This window comes from Sphingomonas sp. P4_D12 (genome assembly GCF_056401895.1).
Map to the genome: position 1 here is coordinate 1 of NZ_JBFUIL010000011.1, position 16,521 is coordinate 16,521.

The following is a 16,521-nucleotide window of genomic DNA, read 5'->3' on the forward strand; positions in this document are numbered from 1 at the left end:
CTCTGCGAGGCATCCCCCACCCCCAACCCCTCCCCTGAGGGGGAGGGGCTAATAGAGATCGGCACCGGCACCCTGCCCTCGGCCCCCGAACGCCGCATCGTGCGCATCAACGGCGCCACCACGGCGGCCACGGCGCTGGCGGAATGGCTGACCGTACTGTGGCTCACGCCGGCGATGGACCGGTTGTTCGTCGAGCCCGCCGGCGAGCGGCGGCGCTTCCTCGATCGGCTGACCCTGGCGATGCGGCCCGATCACGCCCAGCACGCCAATCGCTACGAAGCAGCGATGCGCGCACGCAACCGCGTGCTCGCCGACGCCAAGGACCATGGGCGTCCCGATCCGCACTGGCTGACCGCGCTCGAGGCGCAAATGGCCGAGCATGGCGGGGCGATCGATGCCGGGCGGCGCGAGACGGTCGCGGCGTTGGCGGAGCGCTTGGCCTATCAACCCCAGGGGCCTTTCGCGCGTGCCGGCCTGACGCTCGAAGGATGGAGCGGCGCCGACACGCTCGCCGCCGACCTGGCGCAAGGCCGCCGGCGCGATGCCGCGGCGGGCCGCACGCTCGTCGGGCCGCATCGCAGCGACTTGATGGTGACGCATCTCGACAAGGATCAGCCCGCCTCGCTCTGTTCGACCGGCGAGCAGAAGGCGTTGCTGCTCGGGCTGGTGCTCGCGCATGCCGAACTCGTCGCCGACCGCGTCGGCCGCGCGCCAATCCTGCTGCTCGACGAGGTCGCCGCGCATCTCGATCCGGTCCGCCGGGCCGCCTTGTTCGATCGGCTCGCGGCAACCGGCAGCCAGGTCTGGATCACCGGCACCGAACGCGCGCCGTTCGACGACATCGGCGCGGCATCCTGGTTCACCGTCGCCGATGGAACGGTTTCGACCGCCTGAACGTCCCCTGTCCGTGCGCCTAAGGCCGGGTTCAGTCCCGCGCCGCTAGCCCATGTCGATGACACAGGGAGAATAGTCATGAAGATGTTGTTTGCCGCTGCGACCGCTTTGGTTGCGATTGCCACCCCCGCTATCGCGCAGGACCGCTGGGATTGGTCGGGCGGGCGTCCCGACGGCCCCGATTTCCGCATCGCCGGCCCCGGCGTGCGCATCCTCTATCCGGAACTGCGCGAATCGCGCCGCGGACGTGCCTTCGTGATGCGCAATTTCGACCGCAATCACGACCGTTTCCTGACCATCTTCGAGGCGCGCCAGGCCAACCGCGCGTTCGCGCGGATCGCCGGCCCGCGCCGCGGCGGGTTCGACTGGGAGTCGCGCGATCGTGGCTATGTCGTGGAAGAGCGCGGCGGCCGCGGCGGTGGCTGGGATCGCGGCGCGATGCATGGCTATGGCTTCCGCCAGACCGCGCGCGGCGCGACGATGCGGCTCGACGAGGACGTCCTGTTCGCGACCGACAGCGACGTGTTGCGCCCCGGCGCGATCGACAAATTGCGTCCGTTGGCAAGCTATCTGCGCGACAATCCCGGGGTCCGCGTGGCGATCGACGGCTATACCGATTCGCGTGGCAGCGATGCGCACAACCAGGACCTGTCCGAACGCCGCGCGGCGAGCGTGCGCGGGGCGTTCGACGCGATGGGCGTGACTCGCGCGCGCTTCTCGGTCGCGGGTCATGGCGAGCGCGATCCCATCGCGACCAACGCCACGGTGGCGGGAATGCGGCTCAATCGCCGGGTCGAAGTGACCCTGTTGGGCCGACGCGCCAGCGAATTCTGATGCGAAAGGCCGGCACGCGACCCGCAATTGTGATCCTGGGCTCCTTCTCTTGCAGGAGCACCAATTTTCAGCTTGCCGCCGCCACCCGATTGGCGTGGGCATAGATCACTTGCCACTTGCCGCCGCGCTTCGCCCAGATGTCGGAAAAGCGGATGCGCACCGAATAGGGCTTGCCCTCGGACATGCCCTTCATCGTCACCGCGCCGCCCAGCACCGCGCCGTCGCTCCACACCCTGATCACCTGATCGTCGATCGCGAACGGCTCCATCGTGAAGCCCTTGGCAGTGAAATCGGCGATGAATTGCGTCTTGTCCTCGCGCCTGTTCTGGCTGTTGAGCAGCAGAAAATCGTCGGCGAGCACGCGCTTGAGCGCCTCGCCATCGCTCTTGACCTGGGCGAGGTCGAACTCCGCCGCCGCCTTGGCAAGATCGGCCGGAACACCCGGATAGGTTGGCATCGGCTGCGCGGCCGGTGCGTCCGCCGTGGCAGGTGCCGACACCATGAGCGCGGCGGCGATTGCGATCCACTTCATTGCTCTCTCTCCCTATTTCTTGGCGACTATAGCGATCGCAACAAGGGCCACATACCCTCTCCCGCACGCGGGAGAGGGTATGTGGCCCGCCGCCGAAGGCGGTGGGAAGGTGAGGGTCTTCTTTCTTCTATTTCGGCCCAACCGCCTGGAAGAAGGAAGAAGACCCTCACCCAACCCTCTCCCGCACGCGGGAGAGGGCTTATGCTCGACACGCGCCGCTGGCGCCTATTACCATTCAGCCCAGCGTATCGTAGAGCCGCAAGATCCAGCTGAGATCGTAAGCCAGGTAAAGCGCCGCGAACAGCAAGTGGAAGCGGCGATTGCCGGTCCAGGCGGCGACCGCGCACAGGGCGATGCCGACCGCGATCCGCGCCGGATATTCGGGGCCGAGCGCGCGGAAATGATCCGCGCCCTTGATCGCGGTGTCGATCAAATCGGCGGCGAAGGTCGCGGCGAATAATCCGAAGAACCAGCGCCGCCGCGACAGGAAATAGGCTTCGTAGGTGTCGTGCTCGGCAAGATCGCCGGGAAACAGCAGGCAGGCGAGAACGAACCACAGAAAGGCGTAGAGCAGCAGGAACACGAACAACTCGAACCGCCACGCGCCGAGCGAGATCAGCGCGAACTCCCACCACCAGAAATGGACGATCGAGAGCAGGATGACCGCGACCCACAACAAGTGCGTCGCCGACACCGGATTGCGCCCGGGATGCTCGACCATCCGTGCCAGTCCCGACAGGATTCGGGTGAGCCCGAGCCCCAGGACGACGCCCACCAGCACGCGGACGTGGAGGTAGAGTTCGTGCGGATCGGGCGGCTGGGCCATGCCGGATGGGATCATTCCCGGCGGCCATTTGCAAGGGGCGCGATCGCACCCGCGCAACAGGTCCACACCCTAGCCATTTTGCTTCCGTTTTCGGGGGCGAATCCCTATATGCTCGCTATGGCAACACCCCCTCAGACTTCAGATTACGGCGCCGATTCGATCAAGGTCCTCAAAGGCCTCGACGCCGTCCGCAAACGCCCCGGCATGTATATCGGCGACACCGACGATGGGTCGGGTCTCCACCACATGGTGTTCGAGGTTTCCGACAACGCGATCGACGAGGCTTTGGCCGGTCATTGCGACCGGGTCGACATCTCGCTCAACCCCGACGGATCGGTCAGCGTCACCGATAATGGCCGCGGCATCCCGACCGGCATTCATGCCGAGGAAGGCGTGTCGGCGGCCGAGGTCATCATGACCCAGCTCCACGCCGGCGGTAAGTTCGAGAACACCTCCGACGACAATGCGTACAAGGTATCGGGCGGGCTGCACGGCGTCGGCGTGTCGGTGGTCAACGCACTCAGCGAGTGGCTCGATCTGACGATCTGGCGCGACGGCGAGGAGCATTATATGCGCTTCGCCCATGGCGACGCGGTCGCCCCGCTCAAGGTCGTCGGCAAGGCGGCGGAAGGCCAGAAGGGCACGCGCGTCACGTTCCTGCCCTCGCCGTCCACCTTCAAGATCACCGAATTCGATTTCGAGAAGCTCGAGCATCGCTATCGCGAGCTCGCCTTCCTCAACTCGGGCGTGCGGCTGTTCCTGACCGATGCGCGGCACGAAGAGCCCAAAACGATCGAGCTCTATTATGAAGGCGGCATCGCCGCGTTCGTGAAATATCTCGATCGCACCAAAGCGCCGCTTTTCCCGGAACCGATCGCGATCTCCGGCCAGCGCGACGATATCGGCATCGACGTCGCGCTCGAATGGAATGATTCCTATTACGAGAACGTCCTGTGCTTCACCAACAACATTCCGCAGCGTGACGGCGGCACGCATCTCGCGGCGTTCCGCTCGGCGCTGACCCGCACGCTCAATGCCTATGCCGAGAAATCGGGGCAGATGAAGAAGGAAAAGGTCAGCCTGACCGGCGACGATATGCGCGAAGGCCTGACCGCGATCGTCTCGGTGAAATTGCCCGATCCCAAGTTCAGCTCGCAGACCAAGGACAAGCTCGTCTCGTCCGAAGTGCGCCAGCCGCTCGAAAGTCTGCTCGCCGACAAGATGGCCGAGTGGCTCGAAGAGAATCCGGCCAATGCGCGCCAGATCATCCAGAAAGTGATCGACGCCGCCGCCGCGCGCGAAGCCGCGCGCAAGGCGCGTGAAGCGAGCCGCAAATCGGTGCTCGGCATTTCCAGCCTGCCCGGCAAGCTTGCCGACTGCCAGGAAAAGGATCCCGCCAAGTCCGAACTGTTCCTGGTCGAGGGCGACTCCGCCGGCGGATCGGCCAAGCAGGGCCGCGACCGCCATTTCCAGGCGATCCTGCCGTTGCGCGGCAAGATCCTCAATGTCGAGCGCGCGCGGTTCGACCGCATGCTGTCGTCGCGCGAGATCGGCACGTTGATCCAGGCGATGGGCACCGGCATCGGGCGCGACGACTTCAACCTGGAGAAATTGCGCTATCACAAGGTCGTGATCATGACCGACGCCGATGTCGACGGCGCGCATATCCGCACCTTGCTGCTGACCTTCTTCTATCGCCAGATGCCCGAGATCATCACCGGCGGGCACCTCTTCATCGCCCAGCCGCCGCTCTACAAAGCGACGCGCGGGCGGTCCGAAGTGTATCTGAAGGATGAGGCCGCGCTGGAGGAATATCTGGTCGCCGCGGGCGTCGCGTCGAGCTCGCTCGACGGCGTCGGCACCGGCACTGCGCTCCGCGCCTTGGTCGATCATTCGCGCCGCATGCGCTCGCTGATGCGCTTCGTGCCGCGGCGCTACGATCCCGGCATCATCGAGGCGCTGGCGATGGATGGGGTGTTCGATCCCGAGGCCAGCACCGCGCAGCGAGCGGAGCGGCTCCAGGCGACCACCATCAAGCTCGACGGCGGCGATCCCGAGGCGACCTGGACCGCGCAATTGACCGAGGAAGGCTCGCTCCATTTCCAGCGGCTGTGGCGCGGCGTCACCGATCATCACGTGATCGAGGCGGCGTTCCTGGTCTCCGCCGAAGCGCGCAAGCTGCATGGCCTGGCGGCCGAGCAGGTCGACAGCTACGGCAGCGCGGTCAAGCTGGTGCCGAGCAAGGCGCAGGCCGCGGCGACAGCTGCCGAGGAAGCCGCCGCCGAGGTCGACGAGGATGAGGATCTGCCCGTCGTTGTGGGCAAGGGCGAGTCGCTGATCGCGCGGCCGTCACAATTGCTCGAGGCGATCCTGGCGGCGGGACGCAAGGGTCTGTCGATCCAGCGCTACAAGGGGCTGGGCGAGATGAACCCCGAGCAATTGTGGGAAACCACGCTCGACCCGACCAACCGCTCGATGCTGCGCGTCGCGGTCGATCAGGCCGATGTCGCCGATGAGATCTTCACCCGCTTGATGGGCGACGTGGTCGAGCCGCGCCGCGAATTCATCCAGGAGAATGCGTTGAGCGTCGCCAATCTCGACGTGTGACGCGCGACGGTGTTGGGCGACCAAAAACATTGCGAATTGGGCCCAATAGATTGCGAGTTTGGGCCCAAATAGCCGCGCATTCCCTGGTTCCCGCCAGCAGCCTTGATGCGCTTGCCGCATTTGGAGCTGACTAGAGTCTTTTTCAGCTTTGCTGAATCGGTGCCGGCCCACAAAACGCGCCGTTCGTGCGCCAGGCGGTGCATCCAGTAGGCAGCAAGGTCGTTGGCCAGGAACAGAAAGAACAACGACAACCACGCGTACGGCATGTCGAAGATCCGATCCCGATACACCGCTGCCATAACCGCGCCGTTGAGCAGCCCGACAGTTGATCGGGGCCTTGCTATCGGATGGTCGTCACGATCGTTGTCACCGATTCCGGCGCGGCGGTAAGGCGGGCGCCGGGTTTCGACGCGACCCGCACGGCCTTGTGTGCGGCATCGGTCACGATGATCTCGCGCACCGTCGCGTGGGGCAGCGCAATCGTCAGCGCGCGTTCATATGGGCCCGGATTCACGTGAACCAGCACCATCGTTCGGCCGTCCGGCGTCAGCGCACCGATCGTGTCGGCGTCGTCCACCGGGATAAGGCGGTAGCCGGGCCGGATGTGCCGGCTGAACATCGCCATCGCCCAATATTTGGCGGTGATATGGATCGGGTGCGGCGCCTGCGGTGCGGCACGCAAGTCCATCTTGATCAGGCCCCAGTTGGAGCCGGGCGCACCGTTGCGGGCACTGAGGGTCTCCACCGCCTGCCAGAAGACCCAGGCGGAGGGCTCCAACCGTTTTAGATCGTGGATCACATGTTCGGCAAAGGCCAGCGCCGAAGGCATGCCGTCGAAATCCTCGGGCTCCTTTTCCAGAGGAGTGTCGTTCTCGCTCATCCACAGGCGAATGCCGGAGACGCGCGCGATATCGCGCACCGCGGTCTGGTGGACGGTGCCATAGCTGTGGACATTGAGCTGGCCGATGCGCGCGCGTGTAGCCGGCGGATACCCTGCCCAATCGCGAACGAAGAGGTGCGAGTTGGTTTCGTCGGGGGCAGCGATCGTCGTCTTCAGCCCCTGATCCGCCAACGCCACCGCCGTGGCGTCGATCATCGCCGCCTGGCGCCCGGGGCTCCAATGCGCCCCTTCCTGTGTGTTCGCGGCGAACCAGTAATCGGTATTCGGCTCGTTGACCGGCGACAGCGTGCGGAACGTGATGTGGTGGCGCCGCTGCAACTCGCTTACGACGCGGGCAAGATATGTGGCGAACGGCCCCTCCTGTCCGGGACGCAGGTTCTCGTTGGTTCCTTTTTCCGCGCCGGACACCCGCCCGCTGACCGTCATGAACCAGGGCGGCGAATTGGAGAAGGCTTCGAAGATGGGCGCCCGGACGCGCGAGCGGATCGCATCGAGCCACCAGCGCTGGTTGGCGTCGGCCGACCAGTCCCACATCGCGGGATCGTCTGGCTGCCACCACGCATTCCCAATCGTGCCTGCCGGCTGTCGCCAAAAGCCCGGCACCGCGGCGCCTGGGCGAAGATAGGGCGCCGTCGCCGCCGCGTTGCCGCCGCCGATATTGTAGCGTGCGATAGTCCAGTCGAGGCCCTCAGGCCCATAGAATAAATCGGCCAGCCGCTCGCGCGTCGCGTCGGGGTAGCCGCCGGTAACCTCGGCGAACCACGCAAGCGCTGTGCCCCAGCCTTCGAAGACCGGTCCGGGACGCTCAATCGCGGGCCGGATAGTGATCGCGACCTCCGGGGACGCCGCCTGGGCCGACGTTGCCAGAGCCGCGATCGCGGCGAGGGTCGCGCGGATCAGGCGGGACCGGCCTACCAGGGGCCGGCATCTGGTGTGGGCAGGCGGTGCGTCAGTCCGCTGCATCGACCCTAACCGGAAAGCACCATGCCAACGCGTACCCATCGGTATCTCCTCAGCCTCGGCGCGATTGTCATCCGATCCGGGCAGTGTCTGTGCCTGATGCCGATCGTCGCGTTTTCTGCCCGGCCCGCCGCTCATTTGTAGGACTATAAAGATTCAGTCGTGCCGCATCAATGCGGCAGGGCGACCGTTTGGCACGATTATCTGCGCAATGAGAACTCGGTATCCTCCTGCGCTTGATCGATCAGGGCGATCGTCGCATCGCGCGCCCCGGGCGCATCCCCCTCCGCAATCGCGTCGAACAGGCGGCGATGTTGCGGCATCGAATCGCTTGGCTGACGGGTTTGCCGATGCTTGTAGATCGTCGTCCAGCGCACTGCAGCGCCGATCGTGCCGGCGAGACTGATGAGCAGTTCGTTGCCTGTCGCCTCCAGGATGATGTTGTGGAAACTCTGGTCGGCGGCCTGGCCGACCACGCTGGCCAGCCCGTGTTCCTGCATCTGTTCAAGAGCATGGCCCATCCGCGAAAGGTGTCGGGGCGTGCGCAGGGTGGCGGCCAGTTCGGCTGCGGCTGGCTCGATAATCATACGTAAATAGAATAGGTTGTGGACAAACCCAGCCGGAGGCTCGCCTTCGAACATCCAGGCCAGGAGATCGGGATCGAGCAGATTCCAGGACGATCTGTCTCGGATGCGTGTGCCAGCCTTGGGCTTGCTTTCGAGCAGCCCCTTGGCGGAGAGCATGCGGAGCGCCTCCCGCACCAGACCGCGCGAAACGCCCCGGTGTTCGGCGATCTCATGCTCGGCGGGCAGGAACGATCCTGGGGCATGTTGCCCTGTCACGATTGCAATGCCCAGTTCGCGTGCCAATTGGGCATGCGTCGGTCCCCGCCGGTGTTCGTCAGTCAATCGCCATCCCTTCGCGACGCACCCCCAGGCTCTTTTTGGAACCGCGCCGGCAATGCGCACGATAGCAAAATATTGCCTCTTGTCCTACAATAGCTCGGCGATTATTAAGTCGGACAATTGATCGGGACGGATGGGGAATGGTCTCCTGCGATGCCGACAATGTGGGGAAGGATGTATGATTCCGCTTCGCAATCGCCTGCTGGTCGGCGCGTCGCTCGCCGCAATCGGCATGGTCGCTGTGGCACAGTCCGCAATCGCACAAACCAGCACGGCGCCGGCCGTTGCCGCACCGGAGAAGGATGCGGCGGCGGGGAGCGAGATCGTCGTCACGGGCGTGCGCGCAAGTCTACGCTCGGCCCAGGCGACCAAGCGCAATTCGGATCAGATCGTCGATTCGGTCAACGCGCAGGATATCGGCAAGCTGCCCGACGCCAACACCGTCGAGGCGCTGCAGCGGATCACCGGCGTCCAGATCCAGCGCCGCTATGGCGAGGGCGCGACCGATTTCGACCATCGTACCCAACCCGCCATTACCGTTCGTGGCCTGACGCAAGTCAGCAACTTCATCGACGGACGCGCCGCGATCTCGGCATCTGGTGGCCGAACGCTCGATCTCGAGGCGACCCCACCCGAGCTGCTCGCAGGCATCGACGTCTTCAAGAATCCGCCCGCCAGCACAATCGAGGGCGATATCGCGGGCGTCGTAAACATCCGCACGCGACTGCCGTTCGACGCTCCCGGGCAGCTCGTCAGCGCGACCCTGAAAGGCAATTATTACGATCGCGCCGACAAGTTCGGCGGGTCGGGCTCGTTGCTGTACAGCAATCGCTTCGAGACGGGCCTTGGCGAAATGGGCATCCTGCTCAATGCCACCTATGCGCGTAGCTCCTATCGCCAGGACGCGATCCTGATCGGCGCGTTTGGCCCGATCCCAACCGGAATCACGATTCCCGGCGCGCCCGCCAATGCGCAGGTCCCGTTCGGCGAACAGATCTATGACGATGGTGGCGATCGCAAGCGCTTCGGCATCGCCGGCGCCTTCCAATGGCAGGCGAGCAGCAATCTGCTCATCACGGCGCAGGCCCTCTTCTCGCGATATAAGTTTTTCCGCCAGGGCAAATATTTCTACTATAATAACAATGGTAATCCCACCACGACACCACTCAACGGGGCGGCGTTCACCTTCGATTCTGCGGGCTATGCCACCTCGGGCTCGCTCGCCAACCAGGTCTTCGAGTCGGCGCGATTCGATCAGGATCTGACCAACGACACGGGCAATTACACGCTCAATGCGAAATGGGATGTCACCGATCGGCTCCATGCTCGATTCGACGCGCAATATCTGAAGTCGTCCTACGATGCCGATCGCAACGGCTTCGTGATTTCGCTGTACGACCAGACCGGGCAAACACCCTATACGGCGAACAATCAAAGCATCGTCGATTTCGATTTGCGTGGTTCGCGACCGGTGTGGAACGTACGCAATCCGGGCTTACTGTCGAACCCTGCGAACTACGCCTTCACCTACATGGCGGATTCATTGCAACGGAACGACGCGAAGCAAGTGGCGCTGCAATCCGACCTCGAATATGACGTTGAGGGCGGCCTGCTGCAGAAATTGCGGGTCGGCGCGCGCTATGCGGAAAGCTCGATCGATCTTCGTGGCACCTGGAATGCCTTCTGCCTCCTGCCGTCAGGGCCGAACCCCAGTTGCTCCGCGCCTGCGGGCACGGCATTCGTCCCGGTGTCGGCGCATCCCGAGTTGGCGCTCGCGGGTCCAACGCCGAACTTCTTCGATGGGAGGACGCTGACGGGCGGAATTCTATATCCCGGCTTCTCGACCGGCAGCGGACTGTTCGACAGTCTCACCAAGACCGAAGCATTGTTCGGCGCCACGCCCAAGACTGCGTTCACCGCAGGCGACCTCAACCACCAGACCGAAAACACGCTCGCCGGCTATGTCATGGCGGATTACGCGACCGCACTCGGCGGGCTGAAAATCGATGGCACCGTGGGCGTGCGCGTGGTGCGCACCTCTACCGGCTCGCGTGGTACGGTGTTCAACAGCGACGGGACGCTGGTCCCACTCGAAGTCAGCCGCGATTATGTGAAGGCACTGCCCAGCTTCAACCTGCGGGCGCACCTGACCGACAAGCTTCAGATGCGTCTGGCCTTCAGCAAATCATTCGCCCGGCCGAATTTTGATCAGATGTCGACGAACGTTACGCTCAACCCCGCCACCCAGGTCAGTCCAATCACCGGACGACCGAGTGGCGGATCGGGCAATCCGTTCCTGAACCCGATCACCTCGACCAACTATGACGCGACGATCGAATGGTATTTCGCGCCCACGGGCTCGGTAACGCTCGGTGCGTTTTACAAGACTGTGGATGGGTTCCTCGCCGGTGGCACCGTCGTGCGTCGCTTCAACGGTATCGACTATGACATTGGAACCACGGTCAACACGGGCAGTGGCAAAATCAAGGGCTTCGAGGCAGCCTACCAGCAATTCTTCGACTTCCTGCCGGGCCTGCTGAGCGGGTTCGGTATCCAGGCGAACTACACATATGTCGACAGCAACGTCACCAACCCGTTCGCGACCGCGGGTAGCAATATCCCGACCCAGGTGCCGCTCGAGAAACTGTCGAAGCACAGCTACAACCTTGTCGGGCTTTACGAGAAGGGGCCCATTACAGCCCGTCTCGCCTGGAGCTGGCGCGGAAAATATCTCGATACAACCTACGGCAGCGGCGCGAACGGTATCCCGCAGTTCCAGAAGCCCTATGCCTCGCTCGACAGTTCGATCAGCTTCAACCTGAACAAGCATCTCGCAATATCGGTCGATGCCGTGAACATCACCAACCGGATGAACGTGACCTATATCGGCACGCCGAGCCAGCCATTGCAGTACACGCTGAATGACCGTCGGTTCGGTTTCTCGATCCGCGCGACCTATTGATCCCCGACCGCCGGCGTGGTGTTTCCTCCGACCACGCCGGCGATCCTTTAGGGGACGAGTGACATGACGATGCAAAGGGGCGGCGAGTGCCGGCAGTTGGCAGCATGAATCGGCCGCTGCGCAGCATCGCGATCGTCGGTGGCGGCACTGCCGGCTGGATGGCGGCGGCCGCGCTCGCGCGGGTGCTCGGCACCAGCGACGTCGCGATCACCTTGGTTGAATCCGAGGAGATCGGGACGGTTGGTGTCGGCGAGGCCACGATCCCGCCGATCCAGGCGTTTAATGCGCTGCTCGGCATTGATGAAGACGTGTTCGTCAAGGCAACCATGGGCAGCTTCAAACTCGGCATCGAATTCGTCGACTGGCTGCGGCCGGGCTCGCGCTATTTCCATCCGTTCGGCTTCTACGGCACCGATCTCGGCGCGGTGCCGTTCGAGGGGCTTTGGCAGCGATTGCGGTCGAACGGCGCGGCTGAGGCGCTCGACGCCTACTCGATCTGCGCCGCGGCGGCGCGGCAGGGGCGGTTCATGCGCCCGCTCTCCGATGGCGGCAACACGCCCCTTCACCGCATCGGCTATGCCTTTCACTTCGACGCATCGCTCTACGCCCGCTTTCTGCGCACCCATGCCGAGGCAGCCGGCGTGGTCCGGCACGAAGGACGGGTCGTCGACGTCGCGCTGCGCGGGAACGACGGCTTCATCGAGGCGGTCACCCTGTCGTCGGGCGAGCGCATCGCGGCGGAATTGTTCATCGACTGCTCGGGTTTCCGGGCGCTCCTGCTCGGCGACGCGTTGCAGACCGGCTTCGAGGATTGGTCGCACTGGCTGCCCAACGACCGGGCCGTCGCAGTACCGAGCACGAATGTGGGTGCACCAACGCCCAATACGCGCGCGACCGCGCGGCCGGCCGGCTGGCAATGGCGCATTCCGCTCCAGCATCGCACCGGTAACGGTTACGTCTTCGCGAGCGGGCATGTGTCCGAGGACGAGGCGACCGCGACGTTGCTTGCCAATCTGGAGGGCGAGGCACTGGGCGACCCGCGGGTGCTGAGCTTCCGCGCGGGGCGGCGGGACGCCTTCTGGGTAAAGAACTGTGTCGCCCTGGGTCTCGCCAGTGGCTTTCTCGAACCGCTCGAATCCACCAGCATCCATCTGATCCAGGCCGGGATCGCCCGTTTGCTGGAGATGATGCCGACCCGGGCATTCGAGCCCGCCGATACTCGCCGCTACAACCGGCTGATGATCGCGGAATATGAAAGCATTCGCGATTTCATCATTCTCCATTTTCACGCCACCGAACGCGCCGACACACCCTATTGGGATCATGTCCGCAGCATGCCGGTGCCGGAAACGCTCGCCGAACGGATCCGGATCTACCGCGCCACGGGACGGGTCTTCCGCGAGGCCGACGAGCTCTTCTCCAAAACTAGCTGGCTGGCGGTGATGGATGGACAGGGCCTTCGCGCGAAGGGCTTCGATCCGCTGGCCGGCGCGCTGCCGGAGGAAGAAGCGCGCGTGCGGATGGCGCGCATTGCCGCGGTGACTGCGGCTGCCGCGCGGCGGATGCCGCGGCACGAGGATTTCATCGCGCAGCATTGCAATGCGAGGGCTGCGTAGCAGCGTCGGCACGACATCGTTTGAAGCAAGGGGCGGCGCCGCCGCGGACAGGGAGATGGCTGTGAAGGTTTCGAGGATTCTGATCGGCGCTATCGCACTTGGCCTGGCAACCGGCGCACTGGCTGGAGACGAGCCGCGGGTGCAGCCGGTCCAAGTCGATCCGGCGCGCGCCGACTGGGAGAATCCGGCGGTCTTCGCGCGGAATAAACTGCCGGCTCATGCGACGGGTTTCCCCTTCGAGAGCCGCACCGCGGCGCTCTCCGGCGACCGGACCCGATCGGCGCGCTTCCTGAGCCTCGACGGCCAGTGGAAATTCGCGCTGTCGCCCTCGTCGGACTCGGTCCCCGCCGGATTCGAGCAGCCGGGTTTCGATGTCTCCTCCTGGGCCAACATCAAGGTGCCCGCCGACTGGCAGGCGGAGGGATATGATCAGCCGCGCTATAACAACATCACCTATCCGTTCCCGGCGAACCGTCCGCTGATCCCGCATGCGACCAATCCTGTCGGCTCCTATCGCCGCGACGTCACCCTGCCGGCAGGGTGGGCGGGGCAGGATGTAATCCTGCACATCGGCGCGGCCGGGTCCGCTTATGACGTCTGGGTCAATGGTGCGAAAATCGGTTATTCCGAGGATTCGAAGCTGCCGAGCGAGTTTGACGTCACGCGCTTCGTCAAACCGGGCCGGAACGTCGTCGCCATCCAGATCCACCGCTGGTCGGACGGCTCCTATCTCGAGGACCAGGACTTCTGGCGCGTTTCTGGCATCGAGCGCGAGGTGTTCCTGATGGCGGTGCCTCGGGCGCGGGTGCGCGACATCTTCGTGCATGCCGGGCTCGATGCAGCCTATCACGACGGCACGCTGTCGACCGAGGTCACCGTCACTCCCGCGACCGCGGCGATGACCGCACGGATCACGCTGCTCGATGGCGACCGCACGCTCCTCGTGCGCGCGATGCGCGTTGCACCGAGCAGCGCCGAACGCACCGTCACGCTCGCGGCAACCGTACCCGGGGTGAAGCCGTGGTCGGCTGAATCGCCCAATCTCTACACGCTGCTGGTCGAACTGGTCGGGGCTGACGGCAACGTCGTCCAGGCAACGCCGCAGCGGATCGGCTTCCGCACGGTCGAGATGAAAAACGGGCTAGTCACCATCAACGGCAAGCCCATCGTGATCCGCGGCGTCAACCGCCATGAGCACGATCCCGAGACCTTCCACGTAGTTTCCGAAGCTTCGATGCGCCGCGATATCGAACTGATGAAGCGCAACAATATCAATGCGGTGCGGACGTCGCATTATCCCAATGACCCGCGCTGGTACGCGCTGGCGGACGAATATGGCCTCTATGTGATGGACGAGGCCAATATCGAGAGCCACGGTTATATGGATTATGCGAACAAGCATCCAGACCGGCGCGCCGAACTCCAGATCGGGTTCGATCCCGCATGGAAGGACGCACATGTCAGCCGCGTCACCAACATGGTCGAACGCGACAAGAACCATCCCTCGATCATCTTCTGGTCGATGGGCAACGAGGCGGGGATCGGGCCAAATTTCGCCGCCGCGGCCGCGGCCGCGAAAGCGCGCGATCCGGGCCGCCTCGTCAGCTATCTCGGTTGGGGCACCTGGGACGGCATCCACGATCATCGACCCAACTGGTATGCCGATATCTACGCGCCGATGTACGACAGCGCGGAGAAGATGGCCGACTATGCGACCAACTGGAACTTCAAGCAGCCGCTGATCCAGTGCGAATATTCCCACATGATGGGGAATTCCGGCGGTAATCTGAAAGACTATTGGGATGTGATCTACGCGCATCCCGACAAATTGCAGGGGGGCTTCATCTGGGACTGGGTCGACCAGTCGATGTATCGCTATACCAAGGACGGTCGGCGCTATTGGGGCGATGGCAGCGAATACGGGCCGAACCCGGGTGGGGAGATCGAGTTCGGCGATGGCCTCAACCAGTCCGACCGAACGCCCAATCCGGCACTCTACGAGGTGCGCAAGGTTTATGCGCCGATTCAGTTCGAGGCGTTCGACGCCGCAACCGGGCGCGTGATGGTGCGCAACCGCCACGATTTCCGCGACCTTTCGGGGTTCGCGTTCGAATGGGAGGTCATCGAGGACGGCGTGGCCGTCGCGCACGGCGCATTGCCGCCGATGACCACAGCGGCCCATGCCACCCAGGCTGTGACGCTGCCGATCGGTCCGATCGTGCGCAAGCCGGGCGCCGAATATTTCGTGACGATCCGCGCCCGCGCCCGCGACGGGGCAATCCCGCTGGTTCCGGCTGGGCATATCGTCGGCTGGGAGCAGTTCGCGCTGAACGCCACCGCCTCCGTTCCGCCCGCGACGCCCGCCGGGCGGGCTGCCGTGGCGGTAAAGGAGGCGGATGGCGCGATCACGCTTTCGGCCGGTACCGCAACCCTCGTGATCGATCGCAACAGCGGACTGGTTCGGCGCTATGCGCGGGACGGTGTCCTGCTCGCCAGCGGCGGCGCGCCGCATTTCTGGCGCGCGGTGACCGACAACGATATCGGCATCGGCACCGAGGTTCAGCTCAAGCCATGGAAGGCGATGAGCGAGACGCGCACCGTGCGCGGGGTTTCGACAGAGCGTTTCAAAGACGGCGGCGTCGCGGTACGGCTCGACTATGGCCTGGGCGATGGCGCTGCGCGCTTCGTCACCACCTATACGATGGCGGACGACGGCAGTGTTGCAGTGGTAGGCAAACTGACTCCGCTGCGTCAGGATATTCCGCCGCCGTTCCGGGTGGGGTTGGCCTTCGCGATGCCAACCGACATCGATACGCTCGAATGGTATGGGCGCGGCCCGCACGAAAGCTATGTCGATCGCAAGACCTCGGCGCCGATCGGTCTATGGCGTGGGGCGATCGCCGCGCAGAACCATGATTATATCCGCCCGCAGGAGACCGGCAACAAGGTCGATGTGCGCTGGATGGAGCTAAGCGGCGCCGGGCGCGGGCTGCGTGTCAGCGGCGATGCGCCGCTGATGATCAACGCGCTGGCGTTTCCGTATGCCGATCTCGACCGGCATGTGCCTGGTACGTGGAAGAGCACCGACGTCATACCGCACGGTCAGGTGACGCTGTTGATCGACGGCGCGCAATGGGGCGTCGGCGGGGACACTCAGTGGAGCGAGGTCGGCAAGCCGCTTGCCAAATACCGCGTCCCCCTGGCGCCGATCCGGTTCGCCTTCCGCCTCACGCCCTTTGCGGGCGCGGGGACGACCCCCGAGAAGGCATTGCCGGCCAGCGCGACCGGCGAGGAATGAGGGCTTACTCCGGCGCGCGCGGCAGCGTGCCGGGTTTCGCGCGACGCAGTTCAGGCCGTCCCGGGCAACCCTTGACGGCGGCGTTCGTCGCGGCGACGGCCTACCATATCCCATGCCCCGAAAGCATGGCGCCGGGGGCAGGTTGAGATGGATGACGCGCGACATTTCCGAAAATTCAGAACGCGG

10 protein-coding genes are annotated in these 16,521 nt (G+C 64.6%); 6 read left to right on the plus strand and 4 right to left on the minus strand.

Going from position 1 to position 16,521, the window contains the following annotated elements:
* A partial coding sequence (gene recF / locus AC1DSD_RS18930) for a DNA replication/repair protein RecF (RefSeq protein WP_478032285.1) occupies window positions 1-894 on the plus strand: 894 nt, incomplete at its 5' end.
* Window positions 895-972: 78 nt separating this feature from the next.
* On the plus strand, window positions 973-1,728 hold the full coding sequence (locus AC1DSD_RS18935) for an OmpA family protein (RefSeq protein WP_478032286.1): 756 nt from the start codon (window positions 973-975) through the stop codon (window positions 1,726-1,728).
* Between the two features lie 67 nt (window positions 1,729-1,795).
* Here AC1DSD_RS18935 and AC1DSD_RS18940 read toward each other — a convergent pair whose 3' ends face one another.
* The gene (locus tag AC1DSD_RS18940; protein ID WP_478032287.1) at window positions 1,796-2,260 is read right to left on the minus strand and encodes a nuclear transport factor 2 family protein; all 465 of its coding nucleotides are present in this window, start codon (window positions 2,258-2,260) and stop codon (window positions 1,796-1,798) included.
* A 235-nt stretch (window positions 2,261-2,495) separates the two neighbouring features.
* Window positions 2,496-3,086, minus strand: coding sequence for a hypothetical protein (locus AC1DSD_RS18945; protein WP_478032289.1), 591 nt, complete (start codon window positions 3,084-3,086; stop codon window positions 2,496-2,498).
* 117 nt (window positions 3,087-3,203) lie between these two features.
* Between AC1DSD_RS18945 and gyrB the strand changes: the two genes are divergently transcribed.
* The gene (gyrB, locus tag AC1DSD_RS18950; RefSeq protein ID WP_478032290.1) at window positions 3,204-5,693 is read left to right on the plus strand and encodes a DNA topoisomerase (ATP-hydrolyzing) subunit B; all 2,490 of its coding nucleotides are present in this window, start codon (window positions 3,204-3,206) and stop codon (window positions 5,691-5,693) included.
* A gap of 340 nt (window positions 5,694-6,033) precedes the next feature.
* Here gyrB and AC1DSD_RS18955 read toward each other — a convergent pair whose 3' ends face one another.
* Window positions 6,034-7,596 carry a glycoside hydrolase gene (locus AC1DSD_RS18955; RefSeq protein WP_478032291.1) on the minus strand — a complete coding sequence of 521 codons (1,563 nt, stop codon included), beginning with the start codon at window positions 7,594-7,596 and terminating at the stop codon, window positions 6,034-6,036.
* 158 nt (window positions 7,597-7,754) lie between these two features.
* Window positions 7,755-8,462, minus strand: a complete 708-nt coding sequence (locus AC1DSD_RS18960; RefSeq protein ID WP_478032293.1) for a FadR/GntR family transcriptional regulator — start codon at window positions 8,460-8,462, stop codon at window positions 7,755-7,757.
* Window positions 8,463-8,637: 175 nt separating this feature from the next.
* Between AC1DSD_RS18960 and AC1DSD_RS18965 the strand changes: the two genes are divergently transcribed.
* The 3 genes from AC1DSD_RS18965 (at window position 8,638) to AC1DSD_RS18975 (ending at window position 16,335) form a co-directional block, all read left to right on the plus strand.
* On the plus strand, window positions 8,638-11,421 hold the full coding sequence (locus AC1DSD_RS18965) for a TonB-dependent receptor (protein WP_478032294.1): 2,784 nt from the start codon (window positions 8,638-8,640) through the stop codon (window positions 11,419-11,421).
* A 104-nt stretch (window positions 11,422-11,525) separates the two neighbouring features.
* The gene (locus AC1DSD_RS18970) at window positions 11,526-13,037 is read left to right on the plus strand and encodes a tryptophan halogenase family protein (RefSeq protein WP_478032295.1); all 1,512 of its coding nucleotides are present in this window, start codon (window positions 11,526-11,528) and stop codon (window positions 13,035-13,037) included.
* Between the two features lie 55 nt (window positions 13,038-13,092).
* Entirely contained in the window at window positions 13,093-16,335 is a 3,243-nt protein-coding gene (locus AC1DSD_RS18975; protein WP_478032296.1) for a glycoside hydrolase family 2 TIM barrel-domain containing protein, read from the plus strand.
* Window positions 16,336-16,521 lie beyond the last annotated feature (186 nt).